This is a genomic window from Paraburkholderia sp. GAS42, from assembly GCF_050436565.1.
GTDB lineage: Bacteria > Pseudomonadota > Gammaproteobacteria > Burkholderiales > Burkholderiaceae > Paraburkholderia.
Genome location: NZ_JBNDML010000013.1, coordinates 133,743 through 151,733 on the forward strand (window position 1 = coordinate 133,743; position 17,991 = coordinate 151,733).

At 62.9% G+C, this 17,991-nt stretch carries 18 protein-coding genes; 11 read left to right on the forward strand and 7 right to left on the reverse strand.

What is annotated here, in order from left to right; translation table 11 throughout:
• The first annotated feature begins 271 nt into the window (after positions 1–271).
• A complete protein-coding gene (locus tag P3T16_RS20115; RefSeq protein WP_429343580.1) occupies positions 272–1,768 on the forward strand; it encodes an RNA polymerase factor sigma-54 in 1,497 nt (498 codons plus the stop codon).
• 254 nt (positions 1,769–2,022) lie between these two features.
• The gene (locus tag P3T16_RS20120; protein WP_429343581.1) at positions 2,023–2,745 is read left to right on the forward strand and encodes an aspartate/glutamate racemase family protein; all 723 of its coding nucleotides are present in this window, start codon (positions 2,023–2,025) and stop codon (positions 2,743–2,745) included.
• A 43-nt stretch (positions 2,746–2,788) separates the two neighbouring features.
• Here the strand turns inward: P3T16_RS20120 and P3T16_RS20125 are convergent, their stop codons facing one another.
• From P3T16_RS20125 to P3T16_RS20145, 5 genes are all read right to left on the reverse strand, one after another.
• On the reverse strand, positions 2,789–3,184 hold the full coding sequence (locus tag P3T16_RS20125) for a DUF2917 domain-containing protein (RefSeq protein ID WP_429255708.1): 396 nt from the start codon (positions 3,182–3,184) through the stop codon (positions 2,789–2,791).
• 264 nt (positions 3,185–3,448) lie between these two features.
• Positions 3,449–4,123 carry an HAD family hydrolase gene (locus P3T16_RS20130; RefSeq protein WP_429255707.1) on the reverse strand — a complete coding sequence of 225 codons (675 nt, stop codon included), beginning with the start codon at positions 4,121–4,123 and terminating at the stop codon, positions 3,449–3,451.
• Positions 4,124–4,258: 135 nt separating this feature from the next.
• On the reverse strand, positions 4,259–4,558 hold the full coding sequence (locus P3T16_RS20135) for a hypothetical protein (RefSeq protein WP_429255706.1): 300 nt from the start codon (positions 4,556–4,558) through the stop codon (positions 4,259–4,261).
• A gap of 63 nt (positions 4,559–4,621) precedes the next feature.
• Positions 4,622–5,413 (reverse strand): SDR family NAD(P)-dependent oxidoreductase, encoded by a 792-nt coding sequence (locus P3T16_RS20140; protein WP_429255705.1) that lies wholly within the window; start codon positions 5,411–5,413, stop codon positions 4,622–4,624.
• Positions 5,404–5,754, reverse strand: a complete 351-nt coding sequence (locus tag P3T16_RS20145) for a hypothetical protein (RefSeq protein ID WP_429343582.1) — start codon at positions 5,752–5,754, stop codon at positions 5,404–5,406. The genes P3T16_RS20140 and P3T16_RS20145 overlap by 10 nt, the downstream gene beginning before the upstream one ends.
• On the opposite strand from P3T16_RS20145, the gene P3T16_RS20150 reads away from it, so the two are divergent.
• The 9 genes from P3T16_RS20150 (at position 5,741) to P3T16_RS20190 (ending at position 15,722) form a co-directional block, all read left to right on the forward strand.
• Positions 5,741–6,052, forward strand: coding sequence for a hypothetical protein (locus P3T16_RS20150; protein WP_429343583.1), 312 nt, complete (start codon positions 5,741–5,743; stop codon positions 6,050–6,052). The genes P3T16_RS20145 and P3T16_RS20150 overlap by 14 nt on opposite strands.
• 61 nt (positions 6,053–6,113) lie before the next feature.
• Complete coding sequence (locus P3T16_RS20155; protein WP_429255703.1) at positions 6,114–7,055, forward strand: LysR substrate-binding domain-containing protein; 942 nt, start codon at positions 6,114–6,116, stop codon at positions 7,053–7,055.
• Positions 7,056–7,215: 160 nt separating this feature from the next.
• A complete protein-coding gene (locus P3T16_RS20160) occupies positions 7,216–8,175 on the forward strand; it encodes a hydroxymethylglutaryl-CoA lyase (protein WP_429343584.1) in 960 nt (319 codons plus the stop codon).
• Positions 8,172–9,404 (forward strand): CaiB/BaiF CoA transferase family protein, encoded by a 1,233-nt coding sequence (locus P3T16_RS20165; protein WP_429343585.1) that lies wholly within the window; start codon positions 8,172–8,174, stop codon positions 9,402–9,404. The genes P3T16_RS20160 and P3T16_RS20165 overlap by 4 nt, the downstream gene beginning before the upstream one ends.
• A gap of 80 nt (positions 9,405–9,484) precedes the next feature.
• A complete protein-coding gene (locus tag P3T16_RS20170; RefSeq protein WP_429343586.1) occupies positions 9,485–10,978 on the forward strand; it encodes an MFS transporter in 1,494 nt (497 codons plus the stop codon).
• A gap of 292 nt (positions 10,979–11,270) precedes the next feature.
• Positions 11,271–11,720 (forward strand): response regulator, encoded by a 450-nt coding sequence (locus tag P3T16_RS20175; RefSeq protein ID WP_429343587.1) that lies wholly within the window; start codon positions 11,271–11,273, stop codon positions 11,718–11,720.
• 405 nt (positions 11,721–12,125) lie between these two features.
• Positions 12,126–12,302 (forward strand): hypothetical protein, encoded by a 177-nt coding sequence (locus P3T16_RS20180; protein WP_429343588.1) that lies wholly within the window; start codon positions 12,126–12,128, stop codon positions 12,300–12,302.
• Positions 12,303–12,535: 233 nt separating this feature from the next.
• On the forward strand, positions 12,536–14,494 hold the full coding sequence (locus P3T16_RS20185) for a hybrid sensor histidine kinase/response regulator (RefSeq protein WP_429343589.1): 1,959 nt from the start codon (positions 12,536–12,538) through the stop codon (positions 14,492–14,494).
• Between the two features lie 46 nt (positions 14,495–14,540).
• Positions 14,541–15,722 (forward strand): fumarylacetoacetate hydrolase family protein, encoded by a 1,182-nt coding sequence (locus P3T16_RS20190; protein WP_429343590.1) that lies wholly within the window; start codon positions 14,541–14,543, stop codon positions 15,720–15,722.
• Between the two features lie 31 nt (positions 15,723–15,753).
• Here P3T16_RS20190 and P3T16_RS20195 read toward each other — a convergent pair whose 3' ends face one another.
• Together P3T16_RS20195 and hmpA are read right to left on the reverse strand one after the other, a co-directional pair.
• Positions 15,754–16,698 carry a LysR substrate-binding domain-containing protein gene (locus tag P3T16_RS20195; RefSeq protein ID WP_429343591.1) on the reverse strand — a complete coding sequence of 315 codons (945 nt, stop codon included), beginning with the start codon at positions 16,696–16,698 and terminating at the stop codon, positions 15,754–15,756.
• Between the two features lie 108 nt (positions 16,699–16,806).
• A complete protein-coding gene (gene hmpA / locus P3T16_RS20200; protein WP_429255694.1) occupies positions 16,807–17,988 on the reverse strand; it encodes an NO-inducible flavohemoprotein in 1,182 nt (393 codons plus the stop codon).
• Between the last annotated feature and the right edge of the window lie 3 nt (positions 17,989–17,991).

A 17,991-nucleotide genomic window follows, 5' to 3' on the forward strand; every position in this document is an offset into this window, starting at 1 on the left:
AGCGTGAAGAGGAGATGAAACGGGTTTGTCCGCAGGCGCGGATTTTTCCGGCGGCTTGTAAAAATGGAACGCGACAGCGGTTCGCAGCGGACTAAATTTGCCCGTGTGACATTCATATTGCTGAAAAAACAGTGGTTTGCGAGACCTGGTACGGTGATTGCCTTAATCAGCCAAACGACAGTTTTCCCAAGGGGACTTCCTTCGGGGGCGTCCCCCAAGGGGACTTCCTTCGGGGCGTTTGAACCAGAATCTTCAACAGGATCGCACTACAATGTCGCCTTCAATCGAGCTACGCACACGACAATCGCTTGCGCTGACCCCTCGACTTCAACAGTCAGTGAGGCTCTTGCAACTGTCTTCGCTGGAGTTTCAGCAGGAGTTGCGCACGGCGCTCGACACCAATCCGTTCCTCGAATACGACGCGTCGCAAACGGAAGACGTCGCGCTCGCAGGCGAGAGCCCGAGCGAGGGTATCGAGGCGATCGGTGCGCCCGTGCCGACGACAACAGATGCCGTCGCGGATGTGCCTTCGTCCGATAGTGCCGATGCGTCCTCTCAAGACGAACCCGCCAGCGATTACAGCACTGACTACAGCGTCGACTACAGCGGCGACTCATTCGATCGTGGCTCATCGCGTCATAACGGCGACGGTGAAGGACGCGACCCGGCTGAATGGGCGCGCTCGCAACCTTCGCTGCACGAACAGCTTCACGATGCGCTGCGTCTTTACCCGCTGAACGAGCGCGACCGCGAAGTCGCGCGCCTGATCATCGAGTCGCTCGATGACGACGGCTATCTTCGCCAGGATCTCGCCGATCTCGCCGATGTGTTTGACGTCGAACCGGAACTGACAGAGCAGGAACTGCTCGTCGCGCTGCGACTCGTGCAGGTGCTCGATCGCCCGGGTGTCGGCGCGCGTTCATTGTCGGAATGCCTGAAGCTGCAACTCGAGTGCATGGACGATGACACGCCAGGCCGCGATGTCGCGATAGAGGTCGTCGACCATCATCTTGAACGGCTCGCGCGTCGTGAACAGGCGGAACTGCAAAAGCAGATCGGCTGTAGCGCGGAGGCGCTTCGCATTGCATGCGCGCTGGTTCGCAAACTCGATCCCAAGCCCGGCAATTTCTATGGCAACGCGGAAGACAACTACGTGGTGCCCGATGTAATCGTGCGTCAGGTGCGCAACAAGTGGGTCGTGACGATCAATCCGGCCGTGATGCCGCGCGCGCGGATTCATCGCAAGTACGCGGAGCTGTTTGCGCAATCGGCCGGCGCGAGCCGCTCGCCGCTCGCGCAGCAGTTGCAGGAAGCGCGCTGGCTGATCCGCAATGCACAGCAGCGCTTCGATACGATCCAGCGCGTTGCCGAATGCATCGTCGCGCACCAGCGCGCGTTCTTCCAGTACGGCGAAATCGCGCTGAAACCGCTCGTGCTACGCGATGTTGCCGACGAACTCGGCCTGCATGAATCGACGATTTCCCGCGCAACGGGCAACAAGTACATGGCCACGCCGCGCGGCATTTTCGAGTTCAAGCACTTCTTCCCACGCGAACTGGGCACGGAAAGCGGCGGAACCTGCTCGGCCGCGGCGGTGCGCGCGTTGCTGAAGGAGATGATCGCCGCGGAAAATGCCAGCGATCCACTTTCAGACGTCACGCTCGCCAGGATGCTGGCCGATCAGGGGGTGCTCGTCGCGCGCCGCACTGTGGCGAAATACCGGCATCTGATGAAGGTGCCGCCCGCGGAATTGCGTCGACAGATCTGAGGTCGCCATCCTGGCTCGCCAAAGGCCTCTCCGTGAGGCCTTTTCCTATGGCCGCCGGCCTCCGGTACAGCGACGGATTCGACGCGCCGGCGCGAGCCTTCTCATGGTTTATCCTGACCCAGGTTTCTTCTGTTAGCCACCCACTGTATGAGATCCGTGTTTCTGCGTTATGCTGCGCTCGCCCGTCGCTGTCGGCGGGTGATGCCGCGGCCAGCATGTGGGCCGCGTCCGTTGAAGTCACTGGAGCCTAAGGGATGGCACTCATCGGAGTTCTCGGCGGGATGGGCCCGCTTGCGACCGTCGATTTCATGGACAAGGTCGTGCGCCTGACACACGCGACCTGCGACCAGGAGCATCTGCCGATGCTGGTCGCGAACCTGCCGTTCATTCCCGATCGTTCGCTCGCGATACTCGATGGCGGTGAAGATCCGCTGCCCGCCATGCTCTCAGGTGTCGATCTGCTGAACCGCAACGAGGTCGGCGTGATCGCAATCCCATGCAATTCGGCACACCACTGGTATCCGCAACTGCAGGCGAGAAGTGCAGCGCCGATTCTTCATATCGGCGAAGCGTGCGTGTCGGCTATCCCGGCCGGCGCAGAGCGCGTGGCCATACTCGGCACGAGCGGCATGGTGGCGTCGGGCTTCTATCAGGAGGCGCTCGCGTCGCGGGGCGTCGATCCGGTCGTCCCGGACGGGATCACGCAGGCGCGCCTCGACGCATGCGTGCGTGCGGCGAAAGCCGGCGACGTCGACGAGGCGACCGTGCAACTCTCCGCAGCGCTTGCGATGCTGATTGCGCAGGGTGTGCGTGCAGCCGTGATGGCCTGCACCGAAATTCCGCTGGCCGCGCACACCCTGTCCGCGCCGACAATCACACTGATCGACAGCACGCTCGAACTGGCGCGCGCCACCGTCGCGTTCGCGGTTGCGCGTGGCTGGAACGTGCCGCAACAGGTCGCGCTGGATCGCATCTGACCGGCACGCCGCGCCCGCATCCGACGCGCGCATCGACTGACCTCTATCGCCACCAGAGCGCGAAGGCCGGCCGCAACGCCCATTTCCAGCGGATGCGCCGGCGTCGCGCGAGATACATCGTGAGCGTAACGTCGGCATCGCGCTGTGCGCCGATCGTTGCATGCGCATCGACTTCACCCATCACCCACACCTGCTCGCCGCGCGACAGACGCAAGGTCTCACCGGGCTTCAGCCAGTAATCCCATTTGTCGCCGGCGCGCGTCACCCACAGGTGCGCGCCAGCGGAAGAGACCACCGCATCGCGGCGAATCTTCAACGACACCGTCTCGCCCGCTGCAACCGCGAACTGCACCACGTACCTGCGCTGCTGCGACTGCTGTTCCTGTGCGTGCTGCGATCCGCTGAATACCGCGCGGTCTTGCTGACTGCTCCCGTCCATCATCATCTCCGTCTGAATGCCGACACGACGGGGGACGTACACAAAGAAAAAGGCCCCGTCGTTTCCGGCGGGGCCTTGGGGAATCTGCGTGAATCGATGAAACTAGCGCACGCGTCCTGACCAAAGCCCGCCGTAGATGGCGTGGATTGGGTGATTAATCGCGTTCGCGATAGACAGGAGCATAGGCATGTCGATGAGTGTCATCGGAGGCGAAAGGCTTGTCAAGAATTTATTGACGCGACGTGAAGAGTCCGTGCGGTCCCGTCATGGACGCGCCGCGACTTCGTCGAGATGCAGCAAGAGGTCGTGCGGATCTTCGTAGACGCGCAGCGCACCGGAGCGTTCGAGTTCCTCCAGCCCATAGCCGCCCGATAGCAATCCAACGCCAAGCGCGCGGCAGCGACGGGCGGCGAGCATGTCCCAGATACTGTCGCCAACCACCACTGACTGCTCGATCGGCACGCCAAGCCGCGCGGCCGCCGCGATGAAGAGATCAGGATCGGGCTTCGCATACTTGACGTCATCGCGCGTGACGACCACTTCCTTCGACGGATCGACGCCGAGCGCTTCGAGATTGACCGCCGCCGTCTCCATCCGGCCGCTCGTGGCAATCGCCCAGCGCGTGCCGGTCTCTGTCAGCGTTGCGAGCAGTTCGCGCGCACCGGGCAACGGACACACCTGTGCGCGCAGGCGCTTATACGCTTCGGCGTGCGTGCGGCGCAGCCGGTCGACGCGTTCCTGACTGATGTCGCCGCCCGTCTCGCGCAACAACTGGTTGGTGAACAGGCCGCCGCTCATGCCGATCTTGCGGTGAATACGCCATACCGAGAGTTCGATGCCCTCCGCGTCGAGTGCTTCTTTCCACGCCAGTACATGTTGATAGACGCTATCGACGAGCGTGCCGTCGAGGTCGAACAGGAAGGCCGTTTCCATTCGCATGGGTTTGTCTCCGATGACAGGAAGAAGATGCCGTGAACTGCGCACAACCGTAGCAGATTGTGTGAAGTGCGATCCAGTATCAAACGGATTGTGCGGCACGGCAAGGAGCGAATGGTGCCTGTGGCGCTTCGCAACTTACACAATGATCGACAGCGTCACGGCGAGCCAGATCGCGCTCACACCAGCGACGAACATCCGTCGCGCGACGCGAATCTTCACGTCGCTTGTATCGGGTTCGACGGGGCTCGTCGCCATCCATGGAACGAGGCCGAGGCAGGCGAAGCCTGCAAGCGCGAAGCCGACCACGAACACGTGCGAGACGGCCCATTTCGTGTCTTCATGGACGCCCCAGTAGCCGAGAAAAACGATGCCGATCGAGAATACTGTCGAGGCTGCTGAACTGAGCGCCACGACTGATCCGGTTGGGCTTGGCATGCGTAATCTCCTTGCGCGAGTGGCTCGGGTTCAGCGATTCTACGTCACACGCAGGCTCACGGATCACACCGTTTTCAGCATGCCGCCGTCGACGAAATACGTTGCGCCTACGCTGTAGCTCGCCCGTTCCGAGCAGAGAAACACGATGAAATCCGCGAGTTCTGCCGGCGTCGCGAAACGGCGGATCGGTGCATGTTCGTCTGCGACCTGTTGCAGATGCGCTTCCCAGTCGCCGCCCGAATCCTGCGTCAGCTGCTTTGCGGTCTTGATCCAGTCAGGCGTCAGCACGAGCCCCGGATTGATCGTGTTGACGCGGATATTGTCTTTCACCAGTTCGTTCGCGAGGTTCTTCGAGAACATCATCAGCGCGGCTTTCGTGACGTTGTAGATCGGCTCGTAACCGAGCGGCTGCACCGCGCAGATCGACGCGTTGTGAAGGATCGCGCCGCCGCCGCGCACTTTCATCGAGGGCGCGAGGCCGCGCGCAAGACGCACCGCCGCCATCACGTGCAGGTCCCAGTACGACTGCCATTTGTCGTCGGGCGCGTTCATGATTGTCTCGTTGCTGCCGGTGCCCGCGTTGTTGAACAGGATGTCGGCGCCGCCGAACGCCTGCATCGTGGCGTCGACGAGCCGGTCGACGCCTTCAGCTGTCGCGACGTCGCAGGCGACGGCCACCGCCTGCACGCCATGACTCGCGCTGATCTGCGCGACGGCAGCGTCGAGCCGGTCCTGCTGGCGCGCGGCCAGCACGAGGTTTACGCCCTCGGCCGCAAAGCCTTCCGCCACCGCGAGCCCGATGCCGGCGCTCGCGCCCGTCAGTACCGCAACCTTGCCGCGCAGTTTCAGATCCATGTGATGTCTCCTGAGAACGAACTGCTGCCAGACATGGGTGTGCTGGCCTGCTGGCCTGCTTCCGCGCAGGCGGAAAGCGCTGCGCAGTTTTCGCGATTCTGCTCGCTTTCAGGGTCAAACGGTGCCCTCATAAAAAACGGGCAGTAGGGACGAAGTCCACGCAGTCCGGTGCCCCGGCAAAATTTCGCTGTCAACGGGTGCTGTTGCAGCGGCCCGTCATTTTTTAATGTAACGTTTGCGCCTAAGCCTGTATGAATGTACAGTGTTGCGACCATATAGCTGGCGTCGCCGTCATCAGGGCGCGGCCGGACCCGCTGGAGACCTTTCTTGCGCACATTCATTCTGCCGGTAGCGTTGTTGGGCATCGCGTCGAGCGCGTATGCGGGGGATCGGTACGTCGAGGTCTGGAATCCGCCTGAAGCGCATACCGCGCCAGCGAAACCCGGCGCGCAGAAAAAGACCGGCCACAAGACAGGCGCCAGAAAGCCATCCCAGACGATCGCGAAGAAAGTCACTGACCCGGCCGCAAGCACTGCGAGCGCGGTGGCCGCTGCGCCGCGCGTGAAGGTTCGCCCGATCGACCCGAATACGGATATCCCGCGCAAGATTGGGCCGGACGGGCACGTGCTGCGCGTCTGATTCCGCGCTGATTCCAGCCGGTTCCGCATCCGATTCCGAATCCAGTTCCGCGCACGATCCCATGTGGCAGATCGACCAGACGACGTTACGCCTCTTCATCGCCGTGTGTGAGGAAGGCACGATTGCGCGCGCGGCCGAGCGGGAGTTCATCGCCCCTTCGGCGGTGAGCAAACGGCTCGCTGATCTCGAAGCACTCGTCGATGTCGCGCTGCTTTCGCGCAGCCAGCGCGGTGTGCGCGCTACCGCAGCTGGCGAAGCGCTACTCAAGCATGCGCGACTCATCATGCGCAGCCACGAACGGCTGCAGGCCGAACTCGGCGAATACGCCGCAGGCGCGAGCGGACATGTGCGCGTGCTTGCAAACGTGTCGTCGATGGTGGAGTTTTTGCCGGAGACGTTGTCCACGTTTCTGACCGCGCATCCGCGGATTCGCGTCGATGTCGAAGAGCGCGTAAGCGTCGATATCGTGCGTGGCATCGAGGAAGGCGTCGCGGATATCGGTATCTGTCGCGATGTCGTGCCCACCGGCGATCTCGATGTGCTGCCGTATCGTTCGGATCATCTCGCGCTCGTCGTGCCGACATCACATCCGCTTGCCAGCGAGGCCGCCATCAGCTTCGAGCAGACGCTCGCGTTCGATCACCTCGGGCTTGCGTCGAACGCGTCGGTGAATGCATTGATGCAGCGCATCGCGGCGGAAAAAGGCCACGAATTGCGTTATCGCAGCTATGTATCGACCTTTGATGCCGCGTGCCGTTTCGTGCAGGCGGGTCTCGCTGTCGCGATCCTGCCGGGCGAAGCGGTTGCGCCGCATATGCGCGAGCAATACGGTCTTGCCGTGGTGCCGCTGCGTGAACCGTGGGTCGAGCGCCGCTTCGTGATCTGTGTACGCGATCGGGCAGCGCTGGCGTTGCCCGCTGCCCGTCTGCTCGATCATCTGCTGCTGACGGCCGCCACGACCGCCTCCACCGCTCCAGACGGCGCGCAGGCGTCTCCTCGATAGCCCTTAGGGGTTTTCCCTCTGTGCCTCGTCAGCGCCGTGCCACAAGGCTTCCCAGCCATCGCGAGGCGCGATGGACTGCATCGTCAAAGCAGTCTTTTCCGCGCGGGCCTTGCGCGGCACGATCGCATCCAGCCCCTCAATCTTCCCGCTGGATACGACGATGACATTCCCCAATGAGCGCGTGACCGTGACGGAAGTCGGCATGCGCGACGGCCTGCAAAGCATCGCGCGGACCATGCCGACGGCCGCCAGGAAGCGCTGGATCGACGCAGCGTATGCCGCCGGCGTGCGTCATATGGAAGTGGCCTCGTTCGTGCCGCCGAAACTGCTGCCGCAGATGGCCGACGCCGATGAAGTCATCGCCCACGCGTTGCGCTATCCCGATCTCGTGGTAACAGCGCTCGTACCGAACGTGAAGGGCGCGCAGCGCGCACTCGACGCCGGCGTGCATCGCATCATCGCGCCGATTTCGGTCAGCACCGCGCACAGCCTCGCGAATGTGCGCAAGACGCCCGTGGAGATGATCAGCGCTTTCGCTGAAATGCGTGCGTTGATCGACAGTGCGTCGCGCGCGTCGAACGTCGAACTGGTCGCGGGATTGTCGACGGTATTCGGCTGCACGCTGCAAGGCGACGTGCCGCGCGCCGATATCGGCAGCATCACGCGCGCGGCCGTCGAAGCAGGCGCCGATGTGATCGCGCTCGGCGACACGACCGGGCAGGCGACACCGCATCAGGTCGGCGACATCATCGACCTCGTGCGCGGCATCGCGGGCGAGCGGCTGCGCTCGCTGCACTTCCACGACACACGCGGTATGGGTCTCGCGAATACGGTGATCGCATTGCAGCACGGCATTCGCGAATTCGATGCATCGCTCGCCGGTCTCGGCGGATGCCCGCATGCGCCTGGCGCGACCGGCAACGTCGCGACCGAGGATCTCGTCTTCATGCTCGACAGCATGGGCTACGACACCGGCATCGATATCGCGAAGCTCATCGCTTCGCGCGTGCTGATCACGGATGCGCTGCCTGATGAGCCGCTGTATGGCTACATCGCTCGCGCCGGTCTGCCGAAACAGTTCTCCGCCATGCAATCTTCCGGACACGAGGTGGTTCAATGACTTCTTCCGCATCCCCGCAAACCGCTAGCGGTGCCGCCGCCGTCCACAAGCTGCCGCTCGACGGCATCCGCGTCGTCGAGCTGTCGCATATGGTGATGGGCCCAACGTGCGGGATGATTCTCGGCGACCTTGGTGCGGAAGTCATCAAGGTCGAACCGCCGCGCGGCGATGGCACGCGGCGTCTGCTCGGCACGGGCGCCGGCTTTTTTCGCACGTTCAATCGCAACAAGAAAAGCATCGCGCTCGATCTCGAATCGGAAGCTGGGCTCGACGCACTGCGCAAACTTGTCGATACCGCCGATGTCTTCGTCGAAAATTTCAAGCCGGGCCGCATGGCGAGTCTTGGCCTCGACTACGAGACGCTAAAGAAGCGCAATCCGAAGCTGATCTACGTGTCGCACAAGGGCTTTCTCAACGGCCCGTACGAACATCGCCTCGCACTCGATGAAGTCGTGCAGATGATGGCCGGCCTCGCCTATATGACGGGCCCGGTGGGTCGTCCGTTGCGCGCCGGCAGCTCGGTCAACGACATCATGGGCGGCATGTTCGGGGCAATCGGCGTGCTGGCGGCATTGCACGAGCGTCATGCCAGCGGCAGGGGTAAGGAGGTGCAAAGCGCGCTGTTCGAGAACTGTGTGCTGCTGTCGGCGCAGCACATGCAGCAGTTTGCGGCGACGGGCGTCGCAGCCGCGCCGATGCCCGAGCGCATCAGCGCATGGGCCGTGTACGACGTGTTCACGCTCGCGAATGGCGAGCAGATGTTCATCGCCGCAACCGGTGACGGCCAGTGGCGCGCGCTCTGCGCGATCCTCAACCGTCCCGACCTGCTGGCCGATCCCCGCCTCGCGACGAACAACGATCGCGTGGTGGCACGCACATGGCTGCTGCAGACACTCGGCGAAACGCTGGCGCATCTTGAAGGCACGAAGCTCGCTCCATTGTTCGAGCGCGATCACATTCCGTTCGCGTCGATCACGCGTCCAGAAGAGCTGTTCAACGACCGGCATCTGATCGAAAGCGGCGGACTCGCTCCCCTGACGCTCGACGATGGCACCGAAACGGTCATGCCGCTGCTGCCGATCTCGATCGATGGCGAGCGCCTGCAGCCGCGCCAGCCCATCGCGAAGACAGGCGAGCACACCGCTGATGTGCTGCGCGAACTCGGCTACAGCGATACGCAGATCCAGGCGTTGACCCATGGCGGCCACGCACCGCAGGAAGCGGCCTGAAGGGCGCGCGACTGCATCAACGCAACATCACCGCGGCATTCACCTACCCGGCGCGAGACCGGGCTAACAGGAGACAGACGATGAGATCGTCCAATCAGGCTGTTTTTGCAGCACGCGTGGCAACGGTCGGACATGGACCCACAACCGGCACGGATCTGACCGGGACGCAGGTGCTCGACGAAGCGCGCGACTACGATATCGCCCAGGGCGCCGCAGGAATCTCGGCGCGACTCGACCGTCTGCCCGCGACGCGCGCGATCTGGCAGCTCGTCATGCTGCTGAGCCTCGGCCTGTTCTTCGAGCTCTATGACCTGATGTTCTCCGGCTACATCGCGCCGGGGCTCGTGCGCAGCGGCATCCTGACCGCGACGACGCACGGCCTGTTCGGCACGAGCGGCATCGCAAGCTTTATCGCGGCACTGTTCGCGGGCCTGTTCGTCGGCACGGCGGCATGTGGCTTTCTCGCCGATCGCTTCGGACGGCGCGCGATGTTCACGTATTCGCTGCTGTGGTACACGGTTGCGAACGTGATCATGGCGTTCCAGGATACCGCCTTCGGATTGAACATGTGGCGCTTTATCGCCGGCGTGGGGCTGGGTCTCGAGATCGTGACGATCGGCACGTATATTTCCGAACTCGTGCCAAAGCATATTCGTGGACGCGCTTCCGCCTGCTCACAGGCGGTCGGCTTCTGCGCGGTACCGCTCGTCGCGTTCCTCTCGTATCTGCTCGTGCCGCACAAACCGTTTGGTATCGACGGCTGGCGCTGGGTGGTGTTGACGGGTGTGGTCGGTGCAGGCTTCGTGTGGTGGATCCGTCTGCGCCTGCCGGAAAGCCCGCGGTGGCTGGCGCAAAAAGGGCGCATCGACGAAGCGGATGCGGTGATGACACGCCTCGAAGCTCGCGTGCAAACCGAATATGGACGCGCATTGCCGGTGCCGTCGATGCCCGATCCGGTACGCTCGAAAGCACAGTTTCGAGACCTGCTGCGCGCGCCGTATCGTCGTCGCACGCTGATGCTGATCATCTTCCACGTGTTCCAGACGATGGGCTATTACGGCTTCGCTAACTGGATTCCGACGTTGCTTATCAAGCAGGGCATCACGGTGACGACGAGCCTCATGTATGCGTCGATCATCGCTATCGCCGCGCCGCTTGGGCCATTGCTCGGGTTGCTGATTGCAGACCGGTTCGAGCGCAAGACGGTGATCATCTGCATGGCTGCGGTCAATGTGGTGTGCGGTATCGCGTTCAGTCAGGCGCGCGAAACGGTGCTGCTGGTGAGCCTCGGCGTGTGCCTCGTGCTCGCGGGCAATATCATCTCCTACAGCTACCACGCGTACCAGGCCGAACTGTTTCCGACCAGCATCCGGGCGCGGGCGGTGGGATTCGTCTACTCGTGGAGCCGGATCTCGGCAGTATTTTCCGCGTTCCTGATCGCGGCGTGCCTCAGGCTTTTCGGCGTAAATGGTGTGTTCGTGTTTATCTCCGGTGCCATGCTGATTGTGATTCTTGCCATCGCAACGCTTGGACCGCGTACGCGTGACGTCGCGCTGGAAGATATTTCGCGCTGACGAAATCCGCGTCAATCCCTGGTTGTGTTGCGTCTTTTGACCTCCTAGGCTCGTGATTGGCCATAGATCAATCCTCGGGTCAGCGCCGATTGCATCGGTCGTAATGCTCGTGTCTGATAAAGCCTGGGTCAAGCAGGCAGCGGCCCGCACGCCACGCGCACGTCTCATATCGCAGACACGACAGCATGGCAATGCATGACATCCGCCGATGGGTGACGCGGACGCGATCTGCCGGGTGCGCATCTTGCATACGCGGCGTCGGTGCATTTTTAAGCGCAGGCGGGAGAAAGGTATGGCGGATCCGGGCGACGGCGACGATGTGGTGTTGTGGCGATCGTTCACGCGAGCGATGGCCGACCATCGTCGCGTGCTCGTCGTCGATGACTATCGTGACGCCGCCGACGCCTTGCAGATGTTGCTGGACGCCGATGGCTTCGAGTGTCGCGCCGTGCATGATCCGCTTGCCGTCTGCGCGATTGCGTGCGACTGGCAGCCCTTTGCCGTCGTACTGGATATCGCGATGCCCGGGCTTGACGGCCTCGAACTGGCGCGCAGGTTGCGTAGCAATCCGCTGACGTCTCACATGCTGCTGATCGCGTGTACCGCGTTTGCCTCAACCGAAGACAAGGCGCGTGCACGTGCCGCAGGCTTCGACGCACACTGCGCGAAGCCGCTTACCCCCGATCGCATTATTCGCGTGCTTGAAACCGCTGCTTCGCAGGTTTTGCCGGGTAGTCCGTAATTAATTATTTGCATGTCGTCTGGAAAAGCGGCGCGCGGGTTCTTTTATTGCGCGTCGCACGTGCATGGCTTACGCGTGCCATGCAGGCAACGCTGTGCACTGGATTGCATGACTCGGCCTGGCAGCAAGGAAAAATTTACGGTCGTTTTGTAATTTCCCCAGGAGATTTTTCCGCATCGCGTGTCTGGAGGCCTCGTCGTACCGAAGGCGTTATCAAGGTGCCTTCCGTTGCACGCGCTGCTGGCAGCATCACACGCGGTCCACCGTATCGTCCCGATCAGGAAACACGCAGGAAGGCACGCCCTTTGCTATCTTTCACATGTCCTTCAGGAAGCAGAAGGTCAGCCGGCCGGCTCGACAGGTCACCCGACACTACCGCTCCAAAACGGAATCAGGAGAACCACCATGAAACCGACCCTGCGAAATGTTCTGATTGCTGCATCGCTTGTCGTGCTCGCCGCGGGTACGTCCGGCTGCAAGCGCGCCGACACCACCAGCGACTCCGGCAGCGCCGGCATGAGCAACTCAGCCAGCACACCCGCGGCAGCCGGTGCAATGGCGGCATCGGGCGCCAGCCAGTAACCGCCTTACGCGCGGCGCAGCGCGCCGCATCGCCACTGTGCCGCTATACATTACAGCGCCCGGTCATGCTGGGCGTTTTCATGTGCCATTTCGCGTTCAGACACGCGTCGGCACCGCCGTGTGCGATCTGTCATCGCCGGTCGCAATCCGCCCGGGATTACCCCGAACGAGGGCAGTATTACGCTGTGCGAGATGTATGCTTTGCTCCGGCAATAACTGATATTCCACGCACTATGCCCGCGTCTGACACGCCCGTTCCTTCAAGCCTGATCGCAACCGGCGTGGCGCCCGATGCTTCCGCTGGCGCGTCGGCCGTTCAGGACGCGAGCTTTCGCACCCTGGTTCATGGCATCGAGGATTACGCCATCTTCCTGCTGGATGCTACCGGCCACGTGATCACCTGGAACATCGGCGCCGAGCGCATCAAGGGTTATGCGGCGGAAGAAATCATCGGCGAGCATTTCGCGCGCTTCTACACCGAGGAGGCGGTCGCGCGCGGCTGGCCGGATTATGAATTGCGCCAGGCGGCATTGCAGGGCCGTTTCGAGGACGAAGGCTGGCGCGTGCGCAAGGACGGCTCGCGATTCTGGGCCAACGTCGTCATTACGGCACTGCGCGACGAACATGGCGAGCTGCGCGGTTTCGCCAAGATCACGCGCGACCTCACAGATCAGCGCAGCCACCTCGAAGCGCTGCGTCAAAGTGAAGAGCGGTTCCGGCTGCTCGTCGAAAGCGTCAGGGATCATGCGATCTTCATGCTCGACCCGGACGGCTGCGTCGTCAGCTGGAATCCGGGTGCGCGCAATCTCAAGGGTTACACACGCGATGAGATCATCGGCCGCCATTTCTCCGTGTTCTACCCGGCGGAGGACGTCGCGACAGGCAAGCCTGCCCGCGAACTGGCGACCGCGAAACTGACCGGTCACGTTGAAGACGAAGGCTGGCGCGTACGGAAGGACGGCACGTTGTTCTGGGCCAATGTGACGATCACGCCCGTCTACGACGAAACGAACGCACTGCGCGGCTTCGCGAAGGTGACGCGCGACATGACGGAGCGTCGCCGTCGCGAGGAGCTGGAGGTGTCCGGCGAGCGCATGCGACGCTTTCTCGCGATTCTCGCCCACGAACTGCGCAATCCGCTTGCGCCGTTGCGCAACGCGATCGGCGTGATGCGGCTCGAAACCGGGCTCAGTCAGTCGCTGGCGCAGGCACGTGACCTCATTGACCGGCAGGTCACGCATGTCACGCGGCTCGTCGACGATCTGCTCGACGTCGGCCGTATTACGTCGGGCAAGGTCGAACTGCGCCTTGAAGACGTCGAACTCGGCGACGTCATAGCGCGCGCGATCGAGGCGTCGAGGCCCTTTACGGAGGCACGCGGTCAGACGGTCGAGGTGGCTTCGTCGGGCGATCCGGTTCATGTGAATGGCGACCCGACGCGTCTCATGCAGGTGTTGCAGAACCTGCTGCACAACGCGTCGAAATTCTCGCCGGACGCGAGCACGATCGTGATAGGCACGAGTGTCGTCGATGGCTGGGCGCTGCTACAGGTGCGCGATTCAGGATGCGGCATCGGCGCGGGGATGCTCGAATCGGTCTTCGACCTGTTCACGCAGGAAGAGCGGTGGCCCTTGCCAGGGCAGGGCGGTCTCGGCATCGGGCTCACGCTGTGCCGGTCCCTGGTCGAGCTGCACGGGGGAACGATTTCCGCGGGCAGCGAAGGCGCGGGCAAGGGCGCCACGTTGACTGTTAGTCTGCCGCTGCAAGGCGACCGGCCGGCCGCTGCTCCACTGGCCCCAGCGGACACGCAACAGCCAGCAGCCGCACCGCGACGCGTGCTGATCGTCGACGACAACCGCGATTCCGCCGACAGCCTCGGCATGCTCCTCGAACTGATGGGCCACGACGTGCGCATTGCCTACGACGGCCCGCAGGCGCTCGACATTGCGCGCAGCTTTACGGCACACGCTGCGCTGATCGATATCGCGATGCCGAAGATGGACGGCTTCGCCGTGATCGCCGCGTTACGCGCGCTGCCCGGATTTGACAACACGCTCTACGCGGCGATGACCGGCTTCGGTCACGAGAACGATGTCGAGCAGACCCGCGAAGCGGGCTTCGAAGCGCATCTCGTGAAGCCTGTCGAACTCGCGAAGTTCGAGGAACTGCTGCTACGCGCACAGAACCGGTAAACGAGGCGTCGTCGCCCGTTACTTTTACGCCTGATATGGAGCTGCCATGCACGCTATCGCACCTGCCGCCTGCCTTCCCGATGATCTCGACGACGCGCTGCTGATCGGTCGCGTGTGGCGTCCGGCGCCTGTCGACGGTCCGTCGGTGATCGCCGTGCGGCGCGGCGAAGCGTTTGACATCACGGCAGCAGCACCGACCACGGCGGACCTGTTCGATCGCGATGATGCCGTCGATATCGCGCGCCACGCGCCGGGCGAATCGCTCGGGCCGGTCATCGATCTCATGCGCGCGAGTCTTGCAGCGGATGCCGATGACTCGATGATCCGTCTGCTCGCGCCATGCGACGTGCAGCCCATCAAGGCATGCGGCGTGACGTTCGCCGTCAGCCTGCTGGAGCGTGTGATCGAGGAGCACGCGGGCGGCGACGCAGGCAAGGCGCAGGAAACCCGCGCGATGATCAACGAACTGATTGGCGCCGATCTCTCGAAGATTCGACCCGGTTCTGACGCGGCGATGAAGCTGAAAGCCGAACTCGAACGGCGCGGCGCGTGGTCGCAATATATGGAAGTGGGCATCGGGCCCGATGCCGAAGTGTTTTCGAAGTCGCAGGCGATGTCGTCGGTTGGGCCTGGCGCGGCAGTGGGTCTTTATCCGACGTCGAAGTGGAACAACCCGGAGCCCGAGATCGTGCTCGCCGTGAACGCGGCCGGGAAGATCGCCGGTGCGTCGCTCGGTAACGATGTGAACCTGCGTGACATCGAAGGCCGTTCGGCGCTGCTGCTCGGCAAGGCGAAGGACAACAACGGCTCGTGCGCGATCGGCCCGTTCGTGCGTCTTTTCGACGGCCGCTTCACGCTCGATACGGTGCGCGAAGCGAGCGTGTCACTGCGCATCGAAGGCGCTGACGACGGCTTTACGCTCGATGGCATCAGTCACATGAGCGAAATCAGCCGCGATCTGGCGGATCTCGTCGCGCAGACACACGGCGCGCATCACCAGTATCCCGACGGCTTCATGCTGTTCCTCGGCACGATGTTTTCGCCGATCAAGGATCGTGACACGCCCGGTGGCGGCTTCACGCACCACCTCGGCGACGTGGTGACCATCGCGACGCCGTCGCTCGGCGCGCTCGTCAATTCGGTGCGGCTGTCGACGGAGATCGCGCCGTGGACCTTCGGCGTGCGCGCGTTGTATCGCAATCTGACTTCGCGCGGGTTGCTTCGCTGAGCGTTCGCCGTGGGCACACTGCCAGGCAACGTCAGGCGCGCAGCGCGGTCACGGTTGCAACCTTGGGCTCTTCGGCGAGAACGGATTCCTCGCGTCGTGCCGCCTGCTCGAAGTGAATCTTCAGATGATCGAGCCATGTGCGCACCTTCGCGTCGAGGAACTGCTGCGACGGAAAGAGTGCGTACAACGTGAGCGGCTGGAGGCGGTAGTGCGGCAGCACGCGCACGAGACGCCCGGCGCTGATCGCTTCGACGGCCACATGCAATGGCAGCGCACCGATACCCATTCCAAGTTCCAGTGCAGAAGCCGCAGATTCAAGCGTATTCACGCAGAACGCCGGCTTCATCGTCACATTCACGGTCGCGCCGTCCGCGTCGATCAGCGCGAGATCGACCGAATCCGTAAGCGCTGGCGCGAAGCTGACGAACGGATGCGATTCCAGATCGGAGGTCGTCTCGAGCGGCGTATCGCGTCGCGGATAACCCGGCGCCGCGCACAACACGCTATACGTCTCGCGAAGATTCACGCCGATAAACGACGAGTCGCGCAACGCAGACATCGCGACGATCGCGGTATCGTACCCATCTTCGAGCAGGTCTGTCGTTTCGTCGGACAACGACAGCGCCACATGCACGTGTGGATACAACTGCCGGTACTGCCCGATCGCCGGCACCAGGTAATGCCGGCCGATTGCGGGCGACGCATGCACGTGTAGCCGCCCCACCGGCTGAAGATGCACCGCGCGTGCCTCGGCCTCGGCTTCGTCGATTGAAGCGAGAATCGCGCGGCAACGGCCCAGATAGCGTTTGCCCGCCTGCGTCAGCGCGATCTGACGCGTCGTGCGATGCAGCAGACGTGTTTCCAGATGTTGCTCCAGCTCGGTGATGAGCCGCGAAGCAACACCAATACTCATCGTCAGTGAACGTGCGGCGGACGTGAAACTCAGGTCTTCCGCGACGCGCACAAACAGTCGCATATTCCGGTATAGATCCATCGAAGACTGCCAGAGAAAACGTGCGGGAGCAGAAGCGCGCCCGCACGGCTACTACCCGCCTGCTATTCGCAGTGCGTCGCGAACACGGACTCAGTCGAGCGCCGATGCCGGGCCGAAGAACTCGTAACGGCTCTGCTTTTCGGGAACGCCCAGTGCCTTCAGATGCTTCTTGATTGCCTTCATGAAACCGATCGGGCCGAGGAAATACGCATCGACGTCGCGCGTTTCCGGCAGCCATTCGTTCAGACGTTCCTGATCGAGCAGACCATAGGCGTGCGCTTCGGCGTCGCCGTGGCGTTGACGCTCGTAGCAGTAGAACTGCTTCAGCTGCGGGTGACGCCTGGCGAGGCCGTCGATCCAGTCGCGGAACGCATGCACGCCGCCGTGACGCGCCGAATGGATAAAGTGCACCGGACGGTTCGTCGCGAGCGCAGCTTCGAGCATCGCGAGCGTCGGCGTAATGCCCACGCCGCCGCTGATCAGCACGAGCGGCTTCGCGTTGTGTTCGAGCTTGAAGTCACCTGAGGGCGCAAACAGTTCGATCGTATCGTTCTCATGCACGTGATCGTGCAGATGGTTCGACACCTTGCCGCCCGGTTCACGCTTCACGCTGATGCGGTACTCATGCGTGCTCGACGCAGCGGAGAGCGAATAGTTGCGACGCAGTTCTTCGCCGTCCACGAACACGCGCATGCCGATGTACTGGCCCGGATGAAACTCGAGCAGATCGCCGCCGTCGACAGGGCGGAAGTGAAACGACGTGATTTCTTCGCTTTCCTGCACCTTGCGTGCGATGCGAAACGTGCGCGCACCGCGCCAGCCGCCACGCGCATTTTCTTTTTCGGCGTAAATGTTTTCTTCGAGTCCGATGAGCAGATCGGCCAGTTGCTGATAGGCTGCTCCCCATGCGTCGATAACGGCATCGGTGGCGATCTCCGGTCCCAGCACTTCGCGGATCGCGCGTAGCAGGCAGCCACCAACAATCGGATAATGCTCAGGCAGGATCTGCAGCGCGACGTGCTTGTTGATGATCTGCGCAACGAGACCGCCGAGCTGTTCGAGTTCGTCGATGTGGCGCGCGTACATCAGCACGCCGTTCGCCAGCGCGCGGGGCTGTGCGCCGCTCGCCTGGTGAGCCTGGTTGAAAAGCGGGCGTACGGACGGGTTCTCGCTCAGCAGCGTGTTGTAGAAGTGCGTGATCAGCGCTTCGCCGCCACTTTCGAGAAGAGGGACGGTAGCCTTGACGATGGCACGGTGTTCGGTTGAAAGCATCTG